Below are 21872 nucleotides of genomic sequence, written 5' to 3' on the forward strand. Positions count from 1 at the left end.
AAATGCGGGCAGCGCAACATGCCGTAATGCTAGCGTCTTTTCGCCCTACACACGCGTTGAAGCAAGAAATAGCGTTTCAACCCGGCGCTGTCGCGGGCAAAATTGACCCAAAATAGCCAGGGGCGTTTCGTTGACACGGTGATCCATTTGTTGCCCCTTGGCGTAATGGGGCAATCGTTTCCGTTACGGCAAAACAGGTGAAGACAATCTATGGCTGATTTTCAGCTGGATACAGTGGACGCCCTGATGGCACGCTATGCAGCCGGCATTCTGCCGGAACCGGCACGCGTTCTCGTCGAGGCACATCTCGAAATGCAAGCCGCCAACAGGCCCAAGGTCGCCGAGTTTGAAACGGTTGCCGGTGATATTCTGGAGCAGATGGAGCCGGTGTCTCTGACGTCGCGGGACGAGGCGCTGAGAGCCATATTTTCCGCTGCCCCTCTACGCCTGGCGGATGCGTCACCGCAGCAGCCCGTCACCGCATTTTTCCCCAAGGCAATCCGCGATTTTGCCGGGTTCGATGCAGCAGACATTCCCTGGAAGAGAAAGCTTCCGGGGTTCAAGGAATACAGTCTTGGAAAAATCGACGGTTGCGATGTCAGCTTCTTCTGGCTGAAGCCCGGACGAACCGTTCCAGCCCATACGCATGAGGGCTACGAGCTGTCGCTGGTTCTCGACGGCGCCTTCAACGATACGCGCGGACGCTTCGTCAAGGGTGACATTTCGGTGGCGGACGAGAGCATCGACCATCGTCCCGTGGCGGAGGCCGAATGCCCTTGCATCGGTTTTGCCGTCTCCCAGGCGCCGCTGAAACTGACCGGTTCATGGCGGCAGTTGCTGGGCGACATGATCGGTTGATCATTCTGCCGAACAATGGCCCGAATGCGGGAACAAACTCAATTTCAATGCGTATTGTTTGGTGATCCCAAAGTTTCGGGCTCCGCAATGAAGCAGCGAAAGGAAATCCCATGACCGATTTTGTCGCACACCCCGAGATGGGTCTGGCCTGGGTCACGGGAGCAAGTTCCGGCATCGGCCGCGCCCTGGCGCTGCGGCTGGTCAAGGACGGTTTCAATGTGGTCGTTACCGCGCGCGATCATGAAAAATTGGTCAAGCTGCAGCATGAATCTCCTGGTCCCGGCAAGATCATCGTGCTTGATGGCGATGTCACCGATCCGCGGGACATGGAACGGATTCTGGCTGCGATCGAGTATGAGCACGGGCCTATGGCGCTCGCCGTCTTGAATGCCGGCGTCTATGTGGCTGTTCACGGCGAGGACCTGCATCGGGAGGATTTTGAAAAGACGTTCGCCGTCAATCTGCATGGAACCGTCAACTGTCTGCTGCCGGCCGTGCGGCATATGAAGGCGAGGGGGCATGGCCAGATCGCCATCGTCTCTTCCGTGACCGGCTATGGTGGCCTGCCGACCAGTGCGGCCTATGGTGCGACCAAGGCGGCGTTGATCAACATGGCGGAAAGCCTGAAGTTCGATCTCGATAAGGTCGGCGTCCGCCTGCAGATCATCAATCCCGGCTTTGTCGAAACGGACGCGACGGCAAAGAACGAGTTCCCGATGCCGGCCCTTGTCAGCGCCGAAGTGGCTGCCGACCGGATTGCGGACGGCCTGAAATCCAGCGGCTTCGAGATTACCTTTCCCAAGCGTTTCACCTATGTGATGAAACTCATCAACCTCTTGCCCTACGGCCTGTATTTCTGGCTGGTCAACCGGGCCACGGGATGGAGGACGCGGCCGCTGGTCACAGGCGCTCCTCCCGTCGAGATCCTGGAGCGGGATCCGCAGGCGGTGTGATGGTCGCAGCCGCACTCATTGGCGGATGCGTGATTGCAGGGTCTTCTGCGCCGCCTCGTCCAGCGGAAAATTCCACATCAGGGCGATCGCTGCGAGTTTGAGCGCAATGGGAACCCAGGCATAGATCGCGGCCAACGCAAACAGCGCGGTTTCGGTATTCTGTGCCGCAGGAGCCGGATCAAAGCCGAAAACGCTGAGCAGCGGAAAGACGATGCCGACGCCTACCGCCAGCGACAGCTTTGTCGCAAGTCCCCAGGCCGCGAAATAAAAGCCACTGCGCTGATCGCCTGACTCTGCGGTATCGGCGTCAATGACGTCAGCCTGGATCGATGCCGGGAGTGTCAGATCGAGACCGAGCAGTAGCCCGGTGAGGGCACAGATTAGCGCGAAGGACACAAGTGCGCCCGCTGGTAGCAGCGGTGCGGCAGAAAAGATCACGCAGGCGGCGATCATGGCGATTGCCCATGCCCGGTGCTTGCCGAGCCTTCGCGCCATCAGCGCGGCAAGCGGGATGCCCGCGACGGCGCTCAGGAAATAGAGAAACAGCAGCGGTCCGCGCATATCCGGCAGTTGCAGCCGTGCCGAGACAAAATAGAGAAACAAAGTCGCCGGAATGCCGTTAGCAAGACCGTTCAGAAAGAAGGCAGCAATCAGCCGCAGGAACGGCCGGTTGCGGCCGAGATAGGAAAGCGCCTGCCGCAGCGGCAGGGGCTTTCGCGTCAGGTTGGCGGGTTCCGGAACGATCCATATGGTCAGACCGCCGAAAGCGAGAAGCGTCACCGCGACCGTGATGCCAAGGACCGCGAGGCCGGAAAATCCGCGCTGTTTAAACCCGATGGCGAAGGGAAGCACGATCGCAATGAGAGTGCCAGCGAGCGTCAAGCCTTCCCGCGCCGAGGTCAGCCGCGTGCGGCCATGATAATCGGAGACGAGTTCGGCGCCCCAGGCGGAATAGGGCACGACGGCGAGCGTGAAACCCAGCGATGTCAGCATGCCCCACACCGTCAGCCACGCAATTCCTGCGCCGTCCGCAGGCCAATAGAGCATGAGCGCCGAGAGCGCGGCAACAGGCAAGGATATCAGGAAAAGCAGCCGGCGGCGGCCGAAGCTCGGATTGATCCGGTCGGCCGCATAGCCCGCCAATGGATCGGTTATCGCATCGAACAGGCGCACCAGCAAAAGCGCCCAGCCGACCGAGGCAATCGGCAGGCCCAGCGTTTCGCTATAATAGGTTGGAACGAGAGAATAAAGCGGAAGGCCCAGCGCTGCGAGCGGCGCTGCGGGCAGGGCATAGGCAAACAGCATCCGGCGGCTGACCGGCGTTCCGGCGCCGCCGCCGGTTGCGGGATTATTCATACACGATCTGTCGGACGTCGATGTTCTTTGCCCTGAAACCGGCTTCGCAATAGAACAGGTAGAACTCCCAGAGCCGCTTGAAGCGGATATCGAAGCCGAGCGGTTCGACTTTGTCCCAGACGCTCCAGAAGCGTTCGCGCCATTCGGCAAGTGTGCGGGCATAATCGAGCCCGAAGCCGAAATCGCCGCTGATCTTCAAACCCACCTTGCGTCCGAGTTCGATCAGATGTTCGCGGGTCGGCAGCATGCCGCCGGGAAAGACGTATTTCTGGATGAAATCGGGATTTGCGCGGTATTCCTCGTAAGCTTCCGGCTTGATGGTGATGATCTGCAAGGCAGCCTTGCCACCCGGCTTCAGGCAGCGTTGCAACTGCGAAAAATAAGCAGGCCAGTATTTTTCGCCGACGGCCTCGAACATTTCGATGGAGACGATCCGGTCATATACGCCCGTCTCGTCGCGATAATCCTGGAATTTGATATCGACCTTATCGGAAAGACCAGCGTTTTTCATGCGCTCGTTGGCGAAGGCCAGCTGTTCGCGGCTGATCGTCAGCCCCGTCACCTTGCAGCCGATTTCGCTGGCCGCATATTCGGCAAACCCACCCCAGCCGCAGCCGATCTCCAGCACATGATGGCCGGCCTTGATGCCGGCGGCATCGGCCAGCGCCTTATATTTGGCGCGCTGGGCCGATTGCAGGTCGTTGGCACCCGTGGAATAGAGCGCGGAGGAATAGGTCATCGTCGGATCGAGCCATTCCTTGTAGAAGGCGTTGCCGAGATCGTAATGGGCGGAAATGTTCTTTTTCGATCCGGATTTCGTGTTGGCATTCATCCAGTGGCGGAATTTTTCGACAAGCCGCAGCACGCCGCGCGCGCCATTGGAAAAATTACGGCCGACATCTGTATTGACGAGAAAGAGTTCGAGAAACGCCCCGACATCCGGGCTATCCCAGTCGCCGTCCATATAGCTTTCAGCAACGGCGATCGTGCCGCCGGTCAGCGCGCGCTGTGGTAAATTCCAGTTGTGCAAGGTAATGGACGCGACGGGACCCTGCGCCTTGCCTTTGATCACCACCGTGCGGCTATCCGGCAATGTCAGCTTCAGACATCCCGCCTGCATATGCACAAGTCCGCGCAGCACCATCTGAGCTTTTGCGGGTAATCCTTTGACAATGCGTGATAAATTCTCAGCTGAAAGACGCTCGCCGTCCTTCGGGTCACAATAACCGGTGCCTGCTGGGCTCATTCGACAGATCCTCCGCAATCATTGCTCTTGACACAAAATAACCTCATTCCGCCGGACCGCCAACCTGGGATTCATGAGAAAAACCATGGCTTGTCCTTCGGCCCTGCTTCCAGGCGCTCGTCGGTTCGGGCGCTTGCGGCCGCGGGATATAGCGGACGCCTTTGATCCAGAGCTTCAACGCCTCCCAGTGAATCCCTGCAACGATCTTGAGTGTAAGATGCGGGATGCGTGCAACAAGACGCAAAATCTTGCCTGTTTTCAACGGCACCTGCACACCCGAAAAGGTGGCCGCCAGCAAGGGCCCTTCGGTGTCGGTTTCCAGAATACGCCAGCGGATCTCCTCTCCGGGCGGGAGCATGCGAAACTGATAGCGCATGGCCATCGGAATGAACGGCGAGACATGAAACAGCTTGTCGCATTGCTGGCGGATGCCGGCATCCGAAACGTCGCCGGGTCCGATCGGGCAGACATAGGTATGGCGCTCGCCGAACGTGTTGCGGACCTCATAGACCATGGCACTCAGCGTGCCATCGTCCGCATAGGCATAGTAGACAGAGAGAGGATTGAAGACGAGGCCGAGGATGCGCGGGTAGCACACCAGAAGCACACGCGCCGGCCGCACCGCCAGGCCATTCTGCGCCAGGAGATCGTCGATATAGCTGCGCAGCGAAAGGCCATCCTTGCGGGTATGGTCCTTTTCATGGAACGAGAGAAGATTGCGGCGGTTGACCGAAAAGACTGCGCTCAAGCGGTCCGCTTCGTCCAGCCGGTCGAGATCGACCATCAGCGAAAACACGTCATAGCTGAACCTGTGACCGACAGGCTTCATCCGCTGGTGCATGACCTGGCCGGAAAAGAGCACCGCCGCTTGCGCGGGTGGCGCTCCGTTCTTTGCCATGTGCGAGCCGGGACGCATTTACTCCGCCGCCTCCTTGAAGATTGAGGAAACCTGCTCACGCCATGGAATGATGCCGCCAAGGGCTTCGGCTGCGGCAAGGCCGGATGACAGGCCGTCCTCATGGAAACCGTACCCTGTCCAGGCACCGGCAAAGAAGGTGTTGTTGTCGCCTTGAATGGATTTCAGATCGCGCTGGGCAGCCATCGAGCGGGCGTCGAACTGCGGATGATCATAGGAGAATTCGGCAAAGACCTTGTCCGCAGCCGGCTCACGCTCCGGATTGAGGGTGACGAACAGCGGGTGCTGCGGCGCGATCCCCTGAAGGCGGTTCATCCAGTAGCTGACGGCAACACCCTGCGATCCGCAGGGTTTGGTCGAGCGCAGATAGTTCCACGATGCCCAGACCTTCGGGCGTTTCGGCATCAATGCCGTGTCCCGGTGGAGAATGACGCGATTGGCATGATAGGGCACTGCCGACAGAAGCGCGCGCTCTGCTGGTGTCGGATCCGATAGCATCGCCAGCGCCTGGTTGCTGTGGGCGGCGATGATCACCTTGTCGAAGACTTTCGTTGCACCCTGCGTGTCGGTGATGATGACCCGGCCGTCTTCCCGCCGCAGCGAGCGCACGCCGCAGCCGAGATGGACGCGGTCACCCAGCGGCTGCAGAAGCTTGTGCAGATAGTTGCGGCTGCCGCCGGTTACCGTGCGCCAAGGATGCGGCTTGGAATAGATCAGGCGATGGTTGTCGAAGAACTGGATGAAATTTTCGGCCGGAAATTCCAGCATCTTCGCTGTCGGCGACGACCAGATCGCCGCCGCCATCGGCGCAAGATAATTGTTGGTGAAACCGGGTGAAAAACCGCGCCAGTTGAGATAATCGCCGATCGACATCGCCTGAAGCAGGCCGGCACTGCGGTCTTCCAGGCAAATGCGGTTGAAGCGCAGGATTTCGCGCAGCATCATTAGAAAGGACGGGCGGACAAGATTGCGCTTCTGGGCAAACACGGTTGCCAGATTGTCGCCGCTCCATTCCAGCCGGCCATGATCCAGCGAGACGGAAAAGCTCATGTCGCTCTTGTGCGTCGTCACGTCCAGCTCGGCAAACAAGGCCGTGAGATTGGGATAATTGGCCTCGTTATAGACGATGAAGCCGGTATCGACCGACAGCGGCGTACCGTCATAGTCGATATCAACCGTGGCCGTGTGCCCGCCCGCCCGCTCGTCCTTCTCGTAAAGCGTGACATCATGGACGGGATTGAGCGCCCATGCGGCGGAGCTGCCGGAAACGCCGGAGCCGATCACGGCGATCGACAGACGGCGGCCGGGAGAATGGTGGGGACCATGGGAAAAGGGGGCGTTCATGCTGCGTCCTTGATCTTGTTATAGGCAGCAAGAGCGCGATCGCGCGCCTTTGCGTGGTCCACGAGAGGCTGGGGATAGGTTTGTCCAAGCGTCACACCGGCGGTCTTCAAAACCGCTTCGGGCGCCTCGAACGGACGGTGTACGAATTTTGCAGGCAGGTCCTGCAGTTCCGGCACGAAGGTTTTGACGTAGATGCCGTCGGGATCGAACTTTTCGCCCTGCAGGATCGGATTGAAGACCCGGAAAAACGGCGAGGCATCGGCACCGCTTCCCGCGACCCACTGCCAGCTTGCCGCATTGGAGGCCGGGTCCGCATCCACCAGCGTGTCGCGAAACCAGGCTTCGCCGCGCCGCCAGTCGATCAAAAGATCCTTGATCAGGAAGGACGCCGCAATCATCCGGACGCGATTGTGCATCGTGCCGTGCCGCCAGAGCTGCCGCATCCCGGCATCGACGACGGGATAACCGGTCTCGCCCTTTGTCCATCGATCAAAGGCATCCGACGTTCCCGACCAGGCGAAGGCATCATATTTCCGGTTGAGATTTTCGCGCGGCAGATCGGGGTTATGAAAGAGCAGATGATAGGAAAAATCGCGCCAGGCGAGTTCCTTGCGAAAGGTGATCACGTCGTCAGCGGGAACATTGTGCAGGTTGCGCGTCGCATGCCAGATGCGGGCAGGGGAAATTTCCCCCATGGCGAGATAGGGCGAGAGGCCGGACGTACCATCGACCGACGGCAGGTCGCGCCGGGTCTTGTAGCCGGACATCCCATCATCGACGAAGGCCTCCAGCCGTTCCAGCGCTGCCGCTTCCCCAGGGGTCCAGACTTCGGAAAAACTCTTTGCCCAATCCGGCTTTTGCGGCAGAAGTTTCCAGCTGGCGAGATCATTGCTTGCGGGCCACCGATCCGGTGCTGCCAGCTTTTCCGGCCGGTCGAGAGGATGGTCCGGCTCTCCCGCTGCCTCGAGCGCCCGCCAGAACGGGGTGTAGACTTTGTATGGCGTTCCCGATCCCGTCTTCAATCGCAGCGGCTCGTGCAGAAGCTGTCCGGCGAAGCTTTTCACCGTAACGCCCTGATCAGACAGCTGGTCTTTCAGGGGCGTATCGACCGCGATCCCCTTCGGATCGTAGCGGCGGTTCCAATAGATGTCCGAAGCACCAGTCTCATTAATCAGGTCAGCGAGCGCCGTATCAGGTTTGCCGCTGCGCAGAACGAGCCGGCTGCCGATGCTATCCAGATCCGCCTCAAGGCTTTTCAGAGAATGATGCAGCCACCAGCCCTGCGCGGCACCCAGTGGCCCATTTTCACTGTCTGCCGGTTCGCGGATATAAACGGGAATGATATCGCGACCGGTCTGCGCAGCGGCATGCAAGGCATGGTTATCGCCGAGCCGCAGGTCCTTGCGAAACCAGACGATAATCGGAGTGCCTGAGGAATTACCGTTGTTTTTCATCACTATCCGCGCTTCGTATCCAACGTCTTTACTTACGCAGATACGGATGCGGCGGATCAAAGGTTTCGCGAAGAAAGCTATTTATTTCATTGTTTTGCGGGAAATGCCGGCATCGCTGCCGCAGCACGCGATCACCAATGAAGCGTGATAAAGGCTGCTCGCACTCGCCTCAAAACAAACTTCTGCCGCATCAGCTCTTCTGGAGTGCCAGATGCGTGCCTAGGCCAATAAGCATGGTACCGCCGGCGCGCTGCAGCAGACGCTGGGCGCCGCTCGAGCGCCGCAGCCGTGTCATCACCGCCCCCGCAAGGAAGACGCAGACGAGATCGGCGGATGAAAAGATCAGGTTGACGATCGCTCCGAGGATTGCGAGCTGCAACCAGACCGGAAAGACAGCGGAGGGATCGACGAATTGCGGCAGGAAGGCCACGAAGAAAATCGCGGTTTTCGGATTGAGAACCTCGACCGTGACGCTCTCGAAAAATGCCCGGCGGCCCGATTTCGGCTCGATGCCGGGCAGGGCGTCGTCGCCCTCCACCTTGGCGCAAAACAGCGAGATACCGAGCCAGACAAGATAGGCAGCACCGGCCAGTTTCACGATGAGATACAGCGCCGGCACGGCGTGAAACAGGATGGAAAGACCCGCTGCTGCGGCAAGAACATGGGCATAGCCGCCAATATGGATACCGAGCGCCGCCATCAGTCCCGACCAGCGGCCGCGCGCAATGGTTTGTGCCGCAGCGTAGAGCATCGCCGGCCCCGGAATATAGGCAAAGACTGCGGTGGTCGCGATGAAGGCAATCAGCAACTCGATCGGCGGCATTGTCTGCTCCTGGTTAGGTTTGCACCCTATACAACAGGATTTTCAAAAAGTCGCGTCTGGCAAGCAGCGCTGCCGAGCCCAGGCCTCGCCGCTTAGCAAGGTCTTTGTAAACTGTCTCCCCGGAGAGTTTGGCGCTCACCTTATGGCAACTCGCAGGGACATATCTTCGGGAACGAGCGCGCGGCCGTCCTCAGCGAGGACACGAAGGGGCTGTGGCGGAGCACCGGTGACCGTGTCGATCATCTCGGACATCTCCTCGCCATCCTGAAAGAGCTGCTCTTGTCCCCATTGACGCAGCGCCAGGATCACGACCAGCAGCCGGCGGCCCTTGTCTGTCAGGTGGTATTCATTGCGGTCGGGCCGCAAACGCGATGGCTCCAGCCGCATGATGCCGTCGTCGACCAGCTTTCGAAGCCGTGTGCTCAGGACGTTCTTCGCCAGGCCGAGGCTCTGTTGAAAATCGCTGAAGCGGCAAGCGCCCCGTAATGCATCGCGAACGAGCAGCAGCGTCCACCAATCGCCGACCGTATCCAGAGACCGGGCGACGGGGCAACGCGCATGTCCAAAACTCTTTCTCCGCATCTCGCATCCGCCTTTCGAAAATCACCGTGCGTTCACGGTTGTATTTTTAAACCCTGTGGATAAAGATACAGAGGTTGTATCATGAAACCGTAAACACAACCCCTGGCGATAAGGACAGAGCCAATGCGCATGCTCGTGGTGGGAGCCGGTTCGACCGGCGGATATTTCGGGGGCAGGTTGGCTGCGGCCGGCAAGGATGTGACCTTCCTCGTCCGGCCTGCTCGTGCCGAACAGTTGCGAAGGACCGGCCTTCAGATCGTCAGCCCGGCCGGGGACCTCTCGATCAAGCCTCAGCTGCTCACGGCAGGGGAGATTTCGGCACCGTTTGATATCGTTCTGCTCGCGGTCAAGGCGTTCTCGCTGGCGGCGACAGTGGAGGACTTTGCGCCGGCGGTGGGACCGAACACGTTGATTTTGCCGGTTTTGAACGGCATGAAGCACATGGATGTGCTTTCCGCGCGGTTTGGCGCGGAACGTCTGGCGGGATGCGTCTGCAAGATTGCGACGGTGCTGGACCAGGAGGGACGTATCGCTCACCTGGCGCCGTTCCATGACCTGTTTTATGGCGAGCGCGATGGGGCGCTAACGGACCGGATGGCGGCCATTGACGCGTTCATGAAAGGGGCGGGCTTCGACGCGCGCCTGTCGTCCTCGATCGAACGGGAAATGTGGGAGAAGTGGATTCTTCTGGCTTCGCTTGGGGCGATCAATTGCCTGATGCGCGGGGCTGTCGGTGATATCGCCGCAGCACCCGGAGGTGCTGAGTTTGCCGCAAGCCTGCTCGACGAGGCCGTCGCGACCGTTCGCGCAGTTGGGACCGCGCCAAGCGATGCGTTTGTGGCTGCGGCCAGGGACCAGCTCACGCGGCAGGGATCGACGCAGACATCGTCCATGTACCGCGACCTGAAGCAGGCAAAGCGGATCGAAGCCGAGCAGATCGTCGGCGATCTCGTGCGGCGCGCCCGCGAGGCGCAGATTGCGACGCCGCTTCTGAGCGCTGCCTTCGCCAACCTGTCGATCTACCAGTCGGGCTTGGCTGCGGAATGACGATAGCTGCTGACAGGGAGGCGTCCGTACGCCGACCAACCTGAACCGACACGCCACGCGGCAAAACCTCTTTCTGATTGGCCTTGAATCGAAAAGCCTTCGCATCGCTGCGAAGGCTTTATGAATTTGGCTCCCCGGGCCGGATTCGAACCGGCGACCTGTCGATTAACAGTCGAATGCTCTACCGCTGAGCTACCAGGGATCATCTGCGGCGGTGTGTGCTGCAGAAGTGAGGCTGCTAATACAAATGCTTTTCCGATTTGCCAAGCGGTTTTTCAAAAAAAACGCACAATCTTGTCAGACTGTGGAGAACTTCCCATCTGAAGGGAGCACCGCTTTCCAGATGGTGCGCAAGCCAACCCCTTGACGCTAATGGATTGCGCTATGATGGGCGCGCAATTGACTCTGAGACAGGTGAAATGAATGGCAGGCTCGCAAAAAACGAAAAAATTCGGCATCGATGCCCGGACCCATGAACTGATTATCGGCTCATGGCGGATGCGGCTGCCGCAATCGCGTTTGTTGCGCATCACCATCGGCGTCGCTCTGATCTTTGGCGGCATTTTGGGATTCCTTCCTATCCTTGGGTTCTGGATGGTGCCTCTAGGTTTGCTGGTGCTGTCCCACGATCTCGCCTTCGTGCGGCGCCGGCGGCGTAAGCTTTCGGTCTGGTGGGCGCGCAAATGGCAGCCGTCCAACTAGGACGAGGCGCTGACGATCAAAGCGCACCGGCTTGATGCGAGAGACCTCCGTCGGTCAGTGCACCGTTTTTGACAGGCAACTCCTATTTGCAGTTGCGCACCTCACGCGCAAAAAAATCGCTCAATCCGCGAAACGCATGCGCGTGATCGCAATTTTACCGAGTCGGCCTCATGACACACCACAGCCGGCCTGCGAAATCGCCTTCCATCCTTGAAATCGTTCAATGAATTTTAAGCACTTGCGGAACACATATGGAACAGATAGTGTTCGTTCTTGATTTGTTTCTCGATTCTGGAGTGATCGTTCATGCTGACCCGCAAGCAACAGGAACTGCTTCTGTTCATTCACGAAAGAATGAAGGAATCGGGGGTACCGCCGTCCTTTGACGAAATGAAGGATGCACTGGACCTTGCGTCGAAATCCGGCATCCACCGGTTGATTACAGCACTTGAAGAGCGCGGCTTCATCCGGCGCCTGCCCAACCGGGCAAGAGCGCTTGAGGTGATCAAGCTGCCGGAAGCCTATTCCACCAGCCTGCAGCCCAAGCGCGGCTTTTCGCCCAGCGTCATCCAGGGAAGCCTGGGCGCACAGCCGGCGCCGCCTCCGGCACCCGTCAAGACCGCAGCCAATAGTGACACCGTCTCCATTCCCGTCATGGGCAGGATCGCGGCCGGCGTGCCGATCTCCGCGATCCAGAATAACACTCATGATATTTCCGTGCCTCTCGAAATGGTCGGTGCCGGCGAGCACTATGCGCTTGAAGTGCGCGGCGATTCGATGATCGAGGCCGGCATTCTGGATGGCGACACGGTCATCATCCGCAATACCAATAGCGCCAGCCCAGGCGAGATCATCGTTGCGCTTGTCGATGACGAGGAAGCGACGCTGAAGCGGTTTCGCCGGAAGGGCGCTTCGATTGCGCTGGAAGCCGCCAATCCTGCGTATGAGACGCGCATCTTCGGGCCGGACCGGGTCAAGATTCAGGGGAAACTGGTCGGATTGATCCGCCGGTATCATTGATTGCATCGTCGATCGTTTTTTGATGGAAACGCGGCAATCCCAACGGCTGGCATTGCCCGATCATAAATGGCAGGTGCGCAACGGTCTGATCCAGGATATGGGGCAGGGACGTGCGCAGCTTCAGACTGTGGAAGACTGGCTCGGGAACGTCCGTTGGCAAATTAACACGGACGTTTTTCAGAAATATCCTCTTGCGATTTGTTTGGGATCATTCTAAACCGCCGCCACAGTTCGATGATTTGAGCTGACGAGGCCTCGTGGCGGAGTGGTGACGCAGAGGACTGCAAATCCTTGCACCCCGGTTCAATTCCGGGCGAGGCCTCCAAATTTTCCATATTTCAATATGATACAGGGTGCCGACAACGGCACCCTTTATTTTCTTGTCGCTCCATGTTGCAAGGCACTTCCCGTAATTTTCAAGGGTTTCAATCTGATGACCGCGCCTCCATGCAACATGCGAATCGAAGGTCATCGGGATTCAAGGGGATAAAGGGTACAACACGTATTGCGGAGTGCATCTTCAGCGTAAGCTCATGAGGAATGATGCGAAAGCGCGAGTGCCAGGCGGAGGCAGCGAATGAAAGTTTTTTCAGCCACTGACACCAATCCCGCTTTGGCTTCTGCACTAGGTCGTTTTGCCCAGGCCAGTGCTCACCTCGAGCATTCCATTCAGGATGCGATTATTCGGATTCTACCGCTCACATCGGAAATGGGTCTTGCTATTTTATATGAGAGCAGCATCGGCAGAGACCTTCAAATTCTAAGTCTTCTGCTACAACTTCCCGAAACGTCGGTGGCTGACGAATGGCGGGAAAAGCTCTTGCAACGTATACCGCTTGTGCAGGACAGCATCGAAGTCCGCAACCGTCTCTTACATAACCCGATTATGGTGGGAGATCGCTCGCTCGTTGTCCAAATGCATCGCCGTGGCAAGCGTAGCGCACTTGAGATTGATGTGGCCACCATCCTGACTTGGGCGCAGGAGGCTTCCGAGCACGCATTCTGGTTCGGGACTGTCCCGCACGGAGATTATGATTTCTCTACGTGGGGTAGGGGCTTTGCAGACTATCAAAACACCGATTGGCCGGCACGACGGAATAGGTCTTCTCGGAAGTTCAGAACACCCATGAAAACTGAGGAATGACGCGCGAGGAGGGATAAATCACATGGATTGGTCTACCGTTTCTGAAGATCAGTTGTTTGAACACGGCGGGGAGCAACCCGGCTCCCAAAGATCGTACGATCGCGACCTCGAAATCCGGCGACGTGTTTTCAAGTTTGAGAAAACAGCCGCTGAAGCGCAAATCGCGGCGGCAAGTGCAACTGTGAAAGCTGCTGATGCCACTGTCTCGACGGCAAGGTGGACGATGATCTCTGCGATTGCGGTTGGGCTCACCATTGTCGTCACAGGGATCGGCATCTGGGTAGATGCATTTTTCAAATCTGCGGGCTGACTGCGTCACAAATCCGGACGCAGTGGGAAATTCCCACGACGCTCTTACTATCGGATTATCAGACAGCCAGACCTCAAAACTGAAGACTGCAAATCCTTGCACCCCGGTTCAATTCCGGGCGAGGCCTCCAAATTTTCCCAGATTGAAAATACCGTCGTGGTGTCAGCGGCACGAGGATTTCGTGAGCTTGCTTAGCAATCGATTTGCTTTATGTGCGCCGGGATTATCTCGCTACCCTTCTCCACAAACAGCTTAAACACCCTGCCTCATAGGCTTGGCCGACGCGAACATCGTGTCAATATGCTCTCATAGGGTGTGGTAGGGTGTATTCATGGGACGCATCATTATCTGGATCATTTGCGGCTTTGTGACTGCAGTCATTGCTTCAAGAAAATGGCGGAGCGGTTTCAGTTGGCTGCTTGTCTGTTCGCTTTTCGGGGTTTTTTGGGCTTATCCCTACGATGAAGCCAGAACGAGTCGCAATCGCATCAGCTCGATAGTCAATCGACGGCCGGCCCACTCGACGTTTCCCTGAATGTGCTGAAACCATTTTTAAGGGAAGCCAAAGTCAGTCAGCAGTGCGGGCACCTTATCGCCGCCTAAGCTGACAATTTTTCAGCAGGATTCTTTGCAATCTCTATCGCTGATAACTCTGTCCTTTGGCTTTTATGCAAGCGGTACACCGTTAATGATAGTAGAAACAGGCGCAATCGGCTTTGCTATCATCCGGTGCCGTCCAGACCCGCACAGCGAGTTTTTTGGCCGTTCCGGTCTCATCCAATCTTAGTCCCAACAGCGATACGGCCGCGAGCTTGGGGTTGATGGCATCGATTTCGATCGTCGATCCGACCTGATGGACGCCCTGTTTTGGGGTCCAGGTGAAAAACTGCACGCTGTAATGCATGGCATTCTCCTTCACCGCGCTTTGCAGCACTTGAGTTCAACTGATGAACAGACGCCAAAAGACGCTGGCCAGGGGGCGTTTCACTGCTGGGTGGGTACTCAATGCGTAGGAGGGCAACATAGCATATTTCGGAAGGTGGTGAAATATGCCTAAGCCTATTTAAGTCCGATGGTCATGCACTATCGCCGATGCGTCCGAAGCGGGCCTAACGGTCTGGAACAGATTGTTAAAATTGGTTTGAGCAGGCGACTTCACGCGCACTTGAACAGTCTGAGCGGATGAAGGGTCGAATATCGAGCAGCAAAGCCGGCTCGACGCGTCGCGTAGCGCTGATGGATCAGGCGGTTTTATTGTCACATTGATAAGGCCGAAACACGCGCCGGTGTGCGAAAAATGTACAAAACCCTTACGGACAGATGCCGCCGATCGCGCAGGATCTTCGTGCGCCCTTGTAGGGCTTGCCGGTTGTATCCGCGTTGGAAAATCCGGGGGTCGGCCGCACGGCCTGCTGTGGCGGCGAGACGAGCAAAAAGAGGGTCCAGAGAGCAAGGCCACTCAAAACAGCGCAGATCGCAATATAGGCATAGAAAATCCGCACGGTATTGCCAGCTATGTTTCCTTAAGAGGTTGGACCAAGAGTTTGGACGTTGAAGAGGGTAGCTTAAGTGTCAGCATGGCTTGGGCGGGGCATGGCACGACACTATAAACAAAAATGCCATGCCCCTATGGCGTTCAAGGCCAACGCTTTTTTGTAGCCGCCGGCGCCAAACGAGACAATTCCGACATAAGGCGCGCGGGATACGGCCTTTGGACGAGGGCGGTTTAAGCGGAGCGTAGTGACCACTTCGGTTTTACGATCCGGCCGCCATGCTCCGTCATCACGGCAGTTTTCATCCCTAGCACAATGGTGAATGGACAATTAAATTAGGCAAAGCTAATTTAATTGGGCTGTTACCTTGGCGAAGACCGGAACAGCATATTTTCGAAGCCGTTTTCAATTCTGCCTATTGGGTCTACGTATTGGGGATTTTTTTAACGATCTGCATTTGCACGGCATCGAGAACCCGTCATCTGATCCGGTGACGGGTTCTTGCCACGCTGGTTGTTGTGAACATCCGGAATAGAGGTGTTGCTGCCTTTCGCAGGCTTTATGTCGCGAAAGACGGCTTGGGGAAGGGTGGATGCGCCGGTCATCCAGCAATGATTGTGATATGAAATCAAATATATAAGCGGCGTTCATGGCGGGCTGCGCCTGACGATGATGAGCACTACGTCTACGCTATAGCGCTCTAATCCCGCAATCGTCTTGATTGATTGCGAGGAGGCGATCGCGGTTCCTGCGAGAACTCTCGCGAGACATCGACTCGATGCGCGGAAACAGTTAGGGTTCCGGCGTCGCCATGCCCAATTCATCCGCGCGGTGGCCACTTCTTTGCTGGCCGCCTCCAGAACCGGAAACCGCGCGCATGCGCGCCGGCGGAGCGTCATGCAGCCGGCCCCAGGCCCTGCGGAACTGACGGGTCGAGGCAAATCCCGACCGTTCGGCGATGCTCTCCATATCGAGACGCGATCCGACGACCATTTCCTTCGCGAGCGCGATGCGCATACGGTTCACATAGTCGATCACGCTCATGCCCGTCTGCTCGTTGAAAAGCCGCGAGAGGTTACGCGGACTCGTCGCGGCGACCGTTGCGAGCATCTCCACGGACCAGGACCGGGAGGGATCGGCCGCGATGGCGTCCTGCGCCCGATGAACGGACGGATGGATATGGTTCCGCCCTTCGAGCCAGGGCGAGAGCTGTGGATCGGCCGGGCCGCGCCGCATGTACACGACGAGATATCGAGCGATCGCGAGCGCTGTCGGATGGCCGACCTCCCGCGCCACGATGGCAAGCATCAGGTCAATCCCGGCGGTGATGCCCGCACTGGTCAGCCGGTAACGGTCTTCCACGTACAATCGGTTCTCGAGCACACGCGCCCGTGGCGCCGACCTACGAAGCGCTTCGATCGTCGCGTGATGGGTGGTGCATTCATAGCCGTCGAGCAATCCGGCACGGGCGGCGAGCAGCGCTCCCGAGCAGATCGTCACGAGCCGGGTGTCCGGACGGATGGTTCGCCGCAGCCATTCGACGATCTCTTCCTCGAACGTCGCATCATCGCTGCGATCGTCGTAGATGCCACCCAGCGGCTCGTCCGCTGAACCGGAGATGACCACCAGCGCATCGTCTGGGATACTTGGCGGTAGGGGTGCGATGCCCGCGAGAGCAATTCCGACCGACGTATGAATGCCGGCAGACGGTCCGATATAATCGACTGTGAAGCTGACGTCGGTCTGCTGGAGGTTGGCCTTGCGCAAGACCTCCATCGGACCGGCGATGTCGAGCAGCAGAGCGCGCGGAGGCACGATCGTAAAAACCGAAATCACCTTTTGCCGCTCGCGTTCTGTCATGCGGCGATCTTCTCCGAGGCGCCTTTCAATGCTTCTTCGACGGTAACGATGCGCGCGAAGCGACCGGCCAGCACGAGTTCGGTCCGGGCGCGGATGTCCGCCGCGCTCCATTCCAGGCCGGTCGCATCCGTCATCGGAAAGGTCAGCGTCGCCTCGCCAACATAATCAACCGCATAGCCGAGATCCGAAGCGTGGCGCGTCGTCGTCTCGCAGCATTGTTCGGTGCGGATGCCGGAGACGATGATGCGGCGGACGCCGTTTTTCGTCAGCCATACGTCGAGACCAGTGCCGACAAGTGCGCTGTGGCGACCCTTGCGAAACACCGCGTCCGGCTCGATGCGAAGCGGCGCGAGCGGAACGACGAACCCCGATGCTTCGGCGAAGACGCCGGTTTCTTCGACGTGAAGGATTTGGACGACCGGAATTCCAGCGGCTTTCGCGCCGTCGATCAGCGCTTGCTGGCGTTCGATATAGGCCTTCACGTCCTGGTCGCGAAAATAGGGTCTGTGCCGAAAGGATTCCTGTACGTCAATGACGAGAAGAGCGGTGTCTGCGGACATTTTATGTATCTCCTACAATCAATCTCGATACAGTTTACGCTCAACTAGTTCGCAAAAAAATCCCTCGATCGGACGAATATGAGACAAATCACGCCAATTGCATGGGCAGGATCGAGTGCAGCAAATGCTTGTCGCCTGCGCGCGGGAAGCCTCTTCCACCACAGCGCTGAAACACCGGGCATCGCTACCCGCGCCGCCCTCTATCTTCGTGTCTTGACCGCGCAAGGCCGAGTATGACGTGTCCATCTCCGACCAGAAGCGCCAGGGCGAGGCCGGTTATTCGGGCCGCTCGATCCCGATGGAGAAGCTCGATACCATCGTCGCCAGCCATATTGAGGATCGGCAACTCCAGCCCGACCGTCAGGAGCCGGTGCTGGCCTCGGTCCTCGACCGCCGGCATGAACGGGCCGAACTCAGGCAGGAGCATATCGGCGACTTGAACCGCGGGGCGGCCGAGACCGACCTTCGGCTCAAACGCCTTTACAACGCGATCTAATCAGGCGTGGCCGATATCTCAGACCCCGCGCTCAAACACCGCATCGCCGGGTTGAAGTCGCTCCGCGACCAGGCGCAGGTCGATGCCGAGCGCGCGCAGGCCATGCTCGAAAGCACCGGCAACCGGGCGATGACGCTGGCCACCGTGCGCCGGTTCGCCGATGTGGCGCGCCAGCGCATCAAGCTCGACGGGGGTGGTTATCGGCAGGAGCACCTGCGCGCCTTCGGCCAGCGGGTCGAGGTCGCGGAGGCCGAAGTTCACATCATGGGATCGAAGGGAGAGCTGCTCCGCACGCTCACCGCCGTTTCCGGAGGGAAATCGGCGGGAATCGGGGTGCCCAGATTGGAATTGAAATGGCGGAAGAGGTGGGAGCCACTGGGTGAATTTAGTCATTGTTTTTATTACGTAATTTCACGTTGTCGTCAAGCGAAATGTCATACCCACTGCTACAGAAATGTCATAGGCTACAACAGGATTTTAGAGCCCTGCCAAGAACCGTATAAAGCCCATGCCGGTGTTTGCGGAAAGGATAGCCATATCGAGTGGAGCTTCGTGCACTTCTTCGCCAGCAGCCGTGCCATGTCGATAAGGATGAGCTTCTTTGACCCAAGCGTTGAAGCTGTCCAAAATGCGAGCAACCTTGTCATCAGCTTGCGGCGTTGAAGCGTATCGAGTCATCAGCAGCGGCTTCAAATGTTTTTCAACAGCGAGCCCATTAAGGCGATTACCTGCTTGTGATCCAACGATTACAAGAAACGTTGTCTCTACAGCCTCAAAGACCCCACGGATGAGCCCTTTGCCGCTTTGGTACGTTGGACCAAGGCTTTTTAGTCCGCCCTCAAGAGCGTGGCGTGCGGCAGTGAAGCGGGCATCACCAAGTCCAGCGAGCGTGCTTTCGACCGTATAGGCAAAAGGTTCATCAATAAAGTAGTGCACCCCGCCCTTGTCATCGATGCGGTAGTGCAGGTCTTCTTCATCAAAAATTCGTCTGGCTGCGTCAAGGGCTGGTTTATGATGTCGTACAACGCGAGACCAAAGCGTGATGCCGCTTAGGAAGTCACCCACTTCGCTATGAACCCAAAACCGTTCATGATCGTAGCTATAGGCAGTCATTGGATAATGGATGCCAAGTTGACGACGAACGCCGTTCGCAAAGTCAGCTCCATTTGCCATAGAGTCTTCAAAAAGCTGCGAGAAACGCCGCCTTGCCCGTGGGCTGTCTCCCATCTTGACTGGCGACCTCAAATAATTGAGCCTGAAAAGCTCGCCTTCTTTAGCATCCGCCATGTGAAATACTCCCGATGGTTTCATGGGAACTGTAGAGCAAGGCGGCTGCCGTTCAACGGGTAGAGTCGGCGATACACAACTTCAGCCCTAATTGGAGGCGTTTCTTCGTTCAATCTCTTTCATGATGACATACCTGATGGGGTGGTTCAGATACCCTTTCAAATGCTTCTGCATGGCATCGGGATTTTCCCGGCACTTATCGCTGAAGCCAGTGATCGCCAGCAGATAGGCATCGCCGCTGTCGGGGCACCTCATCCGAATTGCTTTCTTGATGAGGCCTTCCAATTCAGCAGCCGTTACTTCGCGGGTCGTCGGGCTGTAGTGGCATGATTTGAGGTCGAACGAGACTTGGACCCGCACGATTTCAATCCAGCCGGTTTGATCGCGTTCGTCTGGCAATATCGCGAAATCGATCATCGATCAGTCGGTAACGCATCGATGACATGTTGAATTGCACGCGTGTCGTCTTGAGAAAGAATGACTGTTGCTTCACCAAAAAAGACGTATGCGGAATCTAAGCCGAGCGGAATTTTCAGATCGAATTCGCCGTTTGCGACTATGCGAATGTGATCGCCAATAGGCTTTGCGGATGTGATGTTGATTGCCATCGAATTGTTTCGCTCCATATCATGTGTTTCCAATATGTAGGCAAAACATGCGATTTCGAATCTCCAAAAAAAACCCAAATATTACGTAATTTTCCTCTAATTCAGTCTGAATCTGTGTCTCTGGAAAACCGTTATTTACTACATAATTATGTGAACAAGAAATTATTGGAGACAACTCACATGACACAGACCGCTAACAATTCCGGCATTTACGCTCTAACCGTAAACGGTACAACCTATATCGGCGCAAGCCATAATCTGAAATCGCGTTTTTACCATCATAAGCGCAATTTGCATCTCAACCGGCATCATGCACCAGCTATTCAAGAGGCTTTCAATACGGTTGCGACAGGCAATTCGGCGGTATCATTTTCCGTCCTTGAATACTGCAATCTCGAACAGCTTCATGCTCGCGAAGATTTCCACATCAAGACGAACCAGCACGTTTGCAATTCCAAGGCTGCTGGTGGTGGTATTCGGCTTATCACTGATGATGCCCGCGAGAATTCGCGCAAGCGTCTTACGGGTCGCCAAATGCGCTACATCGGCGACTTCATTACACCATGGGGCCTATTCACATCATCCATGGCGGCGGCAAAAGCTTCCGAAGTAGCCTTCAGTCAATTCGCAGTGTGGAAGGCCTGCAAGCAATCTGAAACGGTAATAACACGTCTTGCCTTCGCAAAGTCGCGATACCTCCAAACCCTTGGTCAACATGTGGTTGGCATGTCATGGGCTGAACTTGGGTTCGCATTCGTAGCTAAGGCGGAAGACGACACCGGTATAAAAGTAATCGGTGAGGGGCCTGTTACCTCAAAATACGACGCTCTTTCGGATAGCGAACGCGCCGATCTAATCGAGCGGCTGAAACTCGAAATGGCGGAAGGCCTTGATGAGATGAAACAGTCCGCATCAAAGCTGAAGTCCCTGATCGAAGCGAGCAAGCGGCATCTTCATTGATGCCGTCTACCGCTGTCTGACCGTCGCGGTTTTCAGATTTCGATAAATATGGAGATGAAAAACAAAACATCTCCGAAAGCCTTGGACCTTATCAAGCGTTCTGAAGGCTGCATTCTCAAAGCGTATCTCTGCCCTGCCAATGTTCCGACAATCGGTTACGGGCATACCAAGACCGTCACTAAAGCGGATGTCAAAGCCGGTAAGCGGATCACCGCCGCCGAAGCTGAACGGCTTCTGTTGGTCGATCTGGCTGGCTTTGAAGCCGCTGTGCGTAAACTGGTGAAGGTGCCGGTCACCGACGACCAGTTCGGGGCACTGGTGTCGTTTGCGTATAACTTGGGTGAGGGCGCGTTGGCATCCTCGACGCTGTTGAAAAGAATCAACAACAAAGACGCCGTGGCGTTGATTCGTGCCTCTTGGATGCAATGGAACAAGGCGCGAGTAAACGGGGTGCTAAAGCCGCTTAAAGGACTGACCATTCGTCGCCAAGCCGAATTCGATCTATTTCAAAATGGGGTCGCCAAAACTTGAATGGCTGGTGGATACTTGAGCTATGGTGCTGATTTGGTTTGACGATTCCACCGGCGACAGCTTGCAACTCGTTCATCTTTATATTTTCAAGCGGTTACCCTGATTATATCAGCTCTGTCAATTCAGTCAAGTGAAATCAGTCGTAAGTGGCTGAAAAATAATAATCTTCTGGCAATTTCTGTCTTGATTATCACACGCGAATAGGCCCGCATCTCCAAATGAGCGCGGGCTCATCGTGTTGTGAACTTGGAGATGTCACGAAGGACATTTGTCAGCTGCCGAAGTGTAACATTGCCCGATTTAGATATTTTGCTTAACCCTT

The 21872-nt window shown here is 57.0% G+C and carries 25 protein-coding genes and 2 tRNA genes; 12 read left to right on the forward strand and 15 right to left on the reverse strand.

The features are described 5' to 3' along the window. Positions 1-210 precede the first annotated feature (210 nt). Both PYR65_RS12830 and PYR65_RS12835 read left to right on the forward strand, forming a co-directional pair. Complete coding sequence (locus PYR65_RS12830) at positions 211-858, forward strand: ChrR family anti-sigma-E factor (protein WP_276118257.1); 648 nt, start codon at positions 211-213, stop codon at positions 856-858. A 110-nt stretch (positions 859-968) separates the two neighbouring features. After that, on the forward strand, positions 969-1811 hold the full coding sequence (locus tag PYR65_RS12835) for an SDR family NAD(P)-dependent oxidoreductase (protein WP_276118258.1): 843 nt from the start codon (positions 969-971) through the stop codon (positions 1809-1811). A gap of 15 nt (positions 1812-1826) precedes the next feature. On the opposite strand, the gene PYR65_RS12840 is transcribed toward PYR65_RS12835, so the two are convergent. The 5 genes from PYR65_RS12840 to PYR65_RS12860 are packed head-to-tail and all read right to left on the reverse strand — an operon-like array spanning position 1827 to position 8127. After that, positions 1827-3167: an MFS transporter gene (locus PYR65_RS12840; RefSeq protein ID WP_276118259.1), complete on the reverse strand. Its 1341-nt coding sequence runs from the start codon at positions 3165-3167 to the stop codon at positions 1827-1829. Beyond that, positions 3160-4413: an SAM-dependent methyltransferase gene (locus tag PYR65_RS12845; protein WP_060640943.1), complete on the reverse strand. Its 1254-nt coding sequence runs from the start codon at positions 4411-4413 to the stop codon at positions 3160-3162. Before PYR65_RS12845 ends, PYR65_RS12840 begins: the two co-directional genes overlap by 8 nt. A gap of 43 nt (positions 4414-4456) precedes the next feature. Further along, the gene (locus tag PYR65_RS12850; RefSeq protein ID WP_276118260.1) at positions 4457-5311 is read right to left on the reverse strand and encodes a DUF1365 domain-containing protein; all 855 of its coding nucleotides are present in this window, start codon (positions 5309-5311) and stop codon (positions 4457-4459) included. Positions 5312-5329: 18 nt separating this feature from the next. Next, entirely contained in the window at positions 5330-6673 is a 1344-nt protein-coding gene (locus PYR65_RS12855) for an NAD(P)/FAD-dependent oxidoreductase (RefSeq protein ID WP_276118261.1), read from the reverse strand. After that, a complete protein-coding gene (locus PYR65_RS12860; RefSeq protein ID WP_276118262.1) occupies positions 6670-8127 on the reverse strand; it encodes a cryptochrome/photolyase family protein in 1458 nt (485 codons plus the stop codon). The genes PYR65_RS12855 and PYR65_RS12860 overlap by 4 nt, the downstream gene beginning before the upstream one ends. Between PYR65_RS12860 and PYR65_RS12865 the strand changes: the two genes are divergently transcribed. Continuing rightward, positions 8117-8275 (forward strand): hypothetical protein, encoded by a 159-nt coding sequence (locus tag PYR65_RS12865; protein ID WP_276118263.1) that lies wholly within the window; start codon positions 8117-8119, stop codon positions 8273-8275. The two genes, PYR65_RS12860 and PYR65_RS12865, sit on opposite strands and share 11 nt — an antisense overlap. 42 nt (positions 8276-8317) lie before the next feature. Here PYR65_RS12865 and PYR65_RS12870 read toward each other — a convergent pair whose 3' ends face one another. Both PYR65_RS12870 and PYR65_RS12875 read right to left on the reverse strand, forming a co-directional pair. Beyond that, the gene (locus PYR65_RS12870) at positions 8318-8950 is read right to left on the reverse strand and encodes a LysE family translocator (RefSeq protein WP_276118264.1); all 633 of its coding nucleotides are present in this window, start codon (positions 8948-8950) and stop codon (positions 8318-8320) included. Positions 8951-9085: 135 nt separating this feature from the next. After that, a complete protein-coding gene (locus PYR65_RS12875) occupies positions 9086-9532 on the reverse strand; it encodes a winged helix-turn-helix transcriptional regulator (RefSeq protein WP_276118265.1) in 447 nt (148 codons plus the stop codon). Between the two features lie 123 nt (positions 9533-9655). On the opposite strand from PYR65_RS12875, the gene panE reads away from it, so the two are divergent. Then, positions 9656-10579 carry a 2-dehydropantoate 2-reductase gene (gene panE / locus PYR65_RS12880; protein WP_276118266.1) on the forward strand — a complete coding sequence of 308 codons (924 nt, stop codon included), beginning with the start codon at positions 9656-9658 and terminating at the stop codon, positions 10577-10579. A gap of 127 nt (positions 10580-10706) precedes the next feature. Here the strand turns inward: panE and PYR65_RS12885 are convergent. Beyond that, positions 10707-10781: transfer RNA gene (locus PYR65_RS12885), tRNA-Asn, on the reverse strand. 221 nt (positions 10782-11002) lie between these two features. On the opposite strand from PYR65_RS12885, the gene PYR65_RS12890 reads away from it, so the two are divergent. The 5 genes from PYR65_RS12890 (at position 11003) to PYR65_RS12910 (ending at position 13755) form a co-directional block, all read left to right on the forward strand. After that, on the forward strand, positions 11003-11281 hold the full coding sequence (locus tag PYR65_RS12890; RefSeq protein ID WP_060640950.1) for a hypothetical protein: 279 nt from the start codon (positions 11003-11005) through the stop codon (positions 11279-11281). A gap of 306 nt (positions 11282-11587) precedes the next feature. Beyond that, a complete protein-coding gene (gene lexA, locus PYR65_RS12895; protein WP_276118267.1) occupies positions 11588-12301 on the forward strand; it encodes a transcriptional repressor LexA in 714 nt (237 codons plus the stop codon). A gap of 251 nt (positions 12302-12552) precedes the next feature. Then, positions 12553-12626: transfer RNA gene (locus PYR65_RS12900), tRNA-Cys, on the forward strand. A 252-nt stretch (positions 12627-12878) separates the two neighbouring features. Further along, positions 12879-13445, forward strand: a complete 567-nt coding sequence (locus tag PYR65_RS12905; protein WP_276118268.1) for a hypothetical protein — start codon at positions 12879-12881, stop codon at positions 13443-13445. Positions 13446-13467: 22 nt separating this feature from the next. Continuing rightward, positions 13468-13755, forward strand: a complete 288-nt coding sequence (locus PYR65_RS12910; RefSeq protein ID WP_276118269.1) for a hypothetical protein — start codon at positions 13468-13470, stop codon at positions 13753-13755. A 685-nt stretch (positions 13756-14440) separates the two neighbouring features. Here the strand turns inward: PYR65_RS12910 and PYR65_RS12915 are convergent. The 3 genes from PYR65_RS12915 to PYR65_RS12925 all read right to left on the reverse strand — a co-directional run bounded on the left by PYR65_RS12915 (position 14441) and on the right by PYR65_RS12925 (position 17668). Next, entirely contained in the window at positions 14441-14659 is a 219-nt protein-coding gene (locus tag PYR65_RS12915) for a hypothetical protein (RefSeq protein ID WP_060640952.1), read from the reverse strand. A gap of 1381 nt (positions 14660-16040) precedes the next feature. Further along, positions 16041-17108, reverse strand: coding sequence for a GlxA family transcriptional regulator (locus tag PYR65_RS12920; protein WP_276118270.1), 1068 nt, complete (start codon positions 17106-17108; stop codon positions 16041-16043). Continuing rightward, positions 17105-17668, reverse strand: coding sequence for an isochorismatase family protein (locus PYR65_RS12925; protein WP_276118271.1), 564 nt, complete (start codon positions 17666-17668; stop codon positions 17105-17107). Before PYR65_RS12925 ends, PYR65_RS12920 begins: the two co-directional genes overlap by 4 nt. 238 nt (positions 17669-17906) lie before the next feature. Between PYR65_RS12925 and PYR65_RS12930 the strand changes: the two genes are divergently transcribed. Then, positions 17907-18164 carry a hypothetical protein gene (locus PYR65_RS12930; RefSeq protein WP_276118272.1) on the forward strand — a complete coding sequence of 86 codons (258 nt, stop codon included), beginning with the start codon at positions 17907-17909 and terminating at the stop codon, positions 18162-18164. An 18-nt stretch (positions 18165-18182) separates the two neighbouring features. On the opposite strand, the gene PYR65_RS12935 is transcribed toward PYR65_RS12930, so the two are convergent. The 4 genes from PYR65_RS12935 to PYR65_RS12950 all read right to left on the reverse strand — a co-directional run bounded on the left by PYR65_RS12935 (position 18183) and on the right by PYR65_RS12950 (position 20059). Beyond that, a complete protein-coding gene (locus tag PYR65_RS12935) occupies positions 18183-18425 on the reverse strand; it encodes a hypothetical protein (protein ID WP_276118273.1) in 243 nt (80 codons plus the stop codon). Between the two features lie 216 nt (positions 18426-18641). Further along, positions 18642-19451, reverse strand: coding sequence for a hypothetical protein (locus PYR65_RS12940; RefSeq protein ID WP_276118274.1), 810 nt, complete (start codon positions 19449-19451; stop codon positions 18642-18644). A gap of 87 nt (positions 19452-19538) precedes the next feature. Then, positions 19539-19868 (reverse strand): hypothetical protein, encoded by a 330-nt coding sequence (locus tag PYR65_RS12945; RefSeq protein ID WP_276118275.1) that lies wholly within the window; start codon positions 19866-19868, stop codon positions 19539-19541. Beyond that, complete coding sequence (locus tag PYR65_RS12950; RefSeq protein ID WP_276118276.1) at positions 19865-20059, reverse strand: hypothetical protein; 195 nt, start codon at positions 20057-20059, stop codon at positions 19865-19867. Before PYR65_RS12950 ends, PYR65_RS12945 begins: the two co-directional genes overlap by 4 nt. A gap of 180 nt (positions 20060-20239) precedes the next feature. Between PYR65_RS12950 and PYR65_RS12955 the strand changes: the two genes are divergently transcribed. After that, on the forward strand, positions 20240-21019 hold the full coding sequence (locus tag PYR65_RS12955) for a GIY-YIG nuclease family protein (protein WP_276118277.1): 780 nt from the start codon (positions 20240-20242) through the stop codon (positions 21017-21019). A gap of 54 nt (positions 21020-21073) precedes the next feature. After that, positions 21074-21550: a lysozyme gene (locus tag PYR65_RS12960; protein ID WP_276118278.1), complete on the forward strand. Its 477-nt coding sequence runs from the start codon at positions 21074-21076 to the stop codon at positions 21548-21550. Positions 21551-21872 lie beyond the last annotated feature (322 nt).

This window comes from Pararhizobium qamdonense, from assembly GCF_029277445.1.
Classification (GTDB): domain Bacteria; phylum Pseudomonadota; class Alphaproteobacteria; order Rhizobiales; family Rhizobiaceae; genus Pararhizobium; species Pararhizobium qamdonense.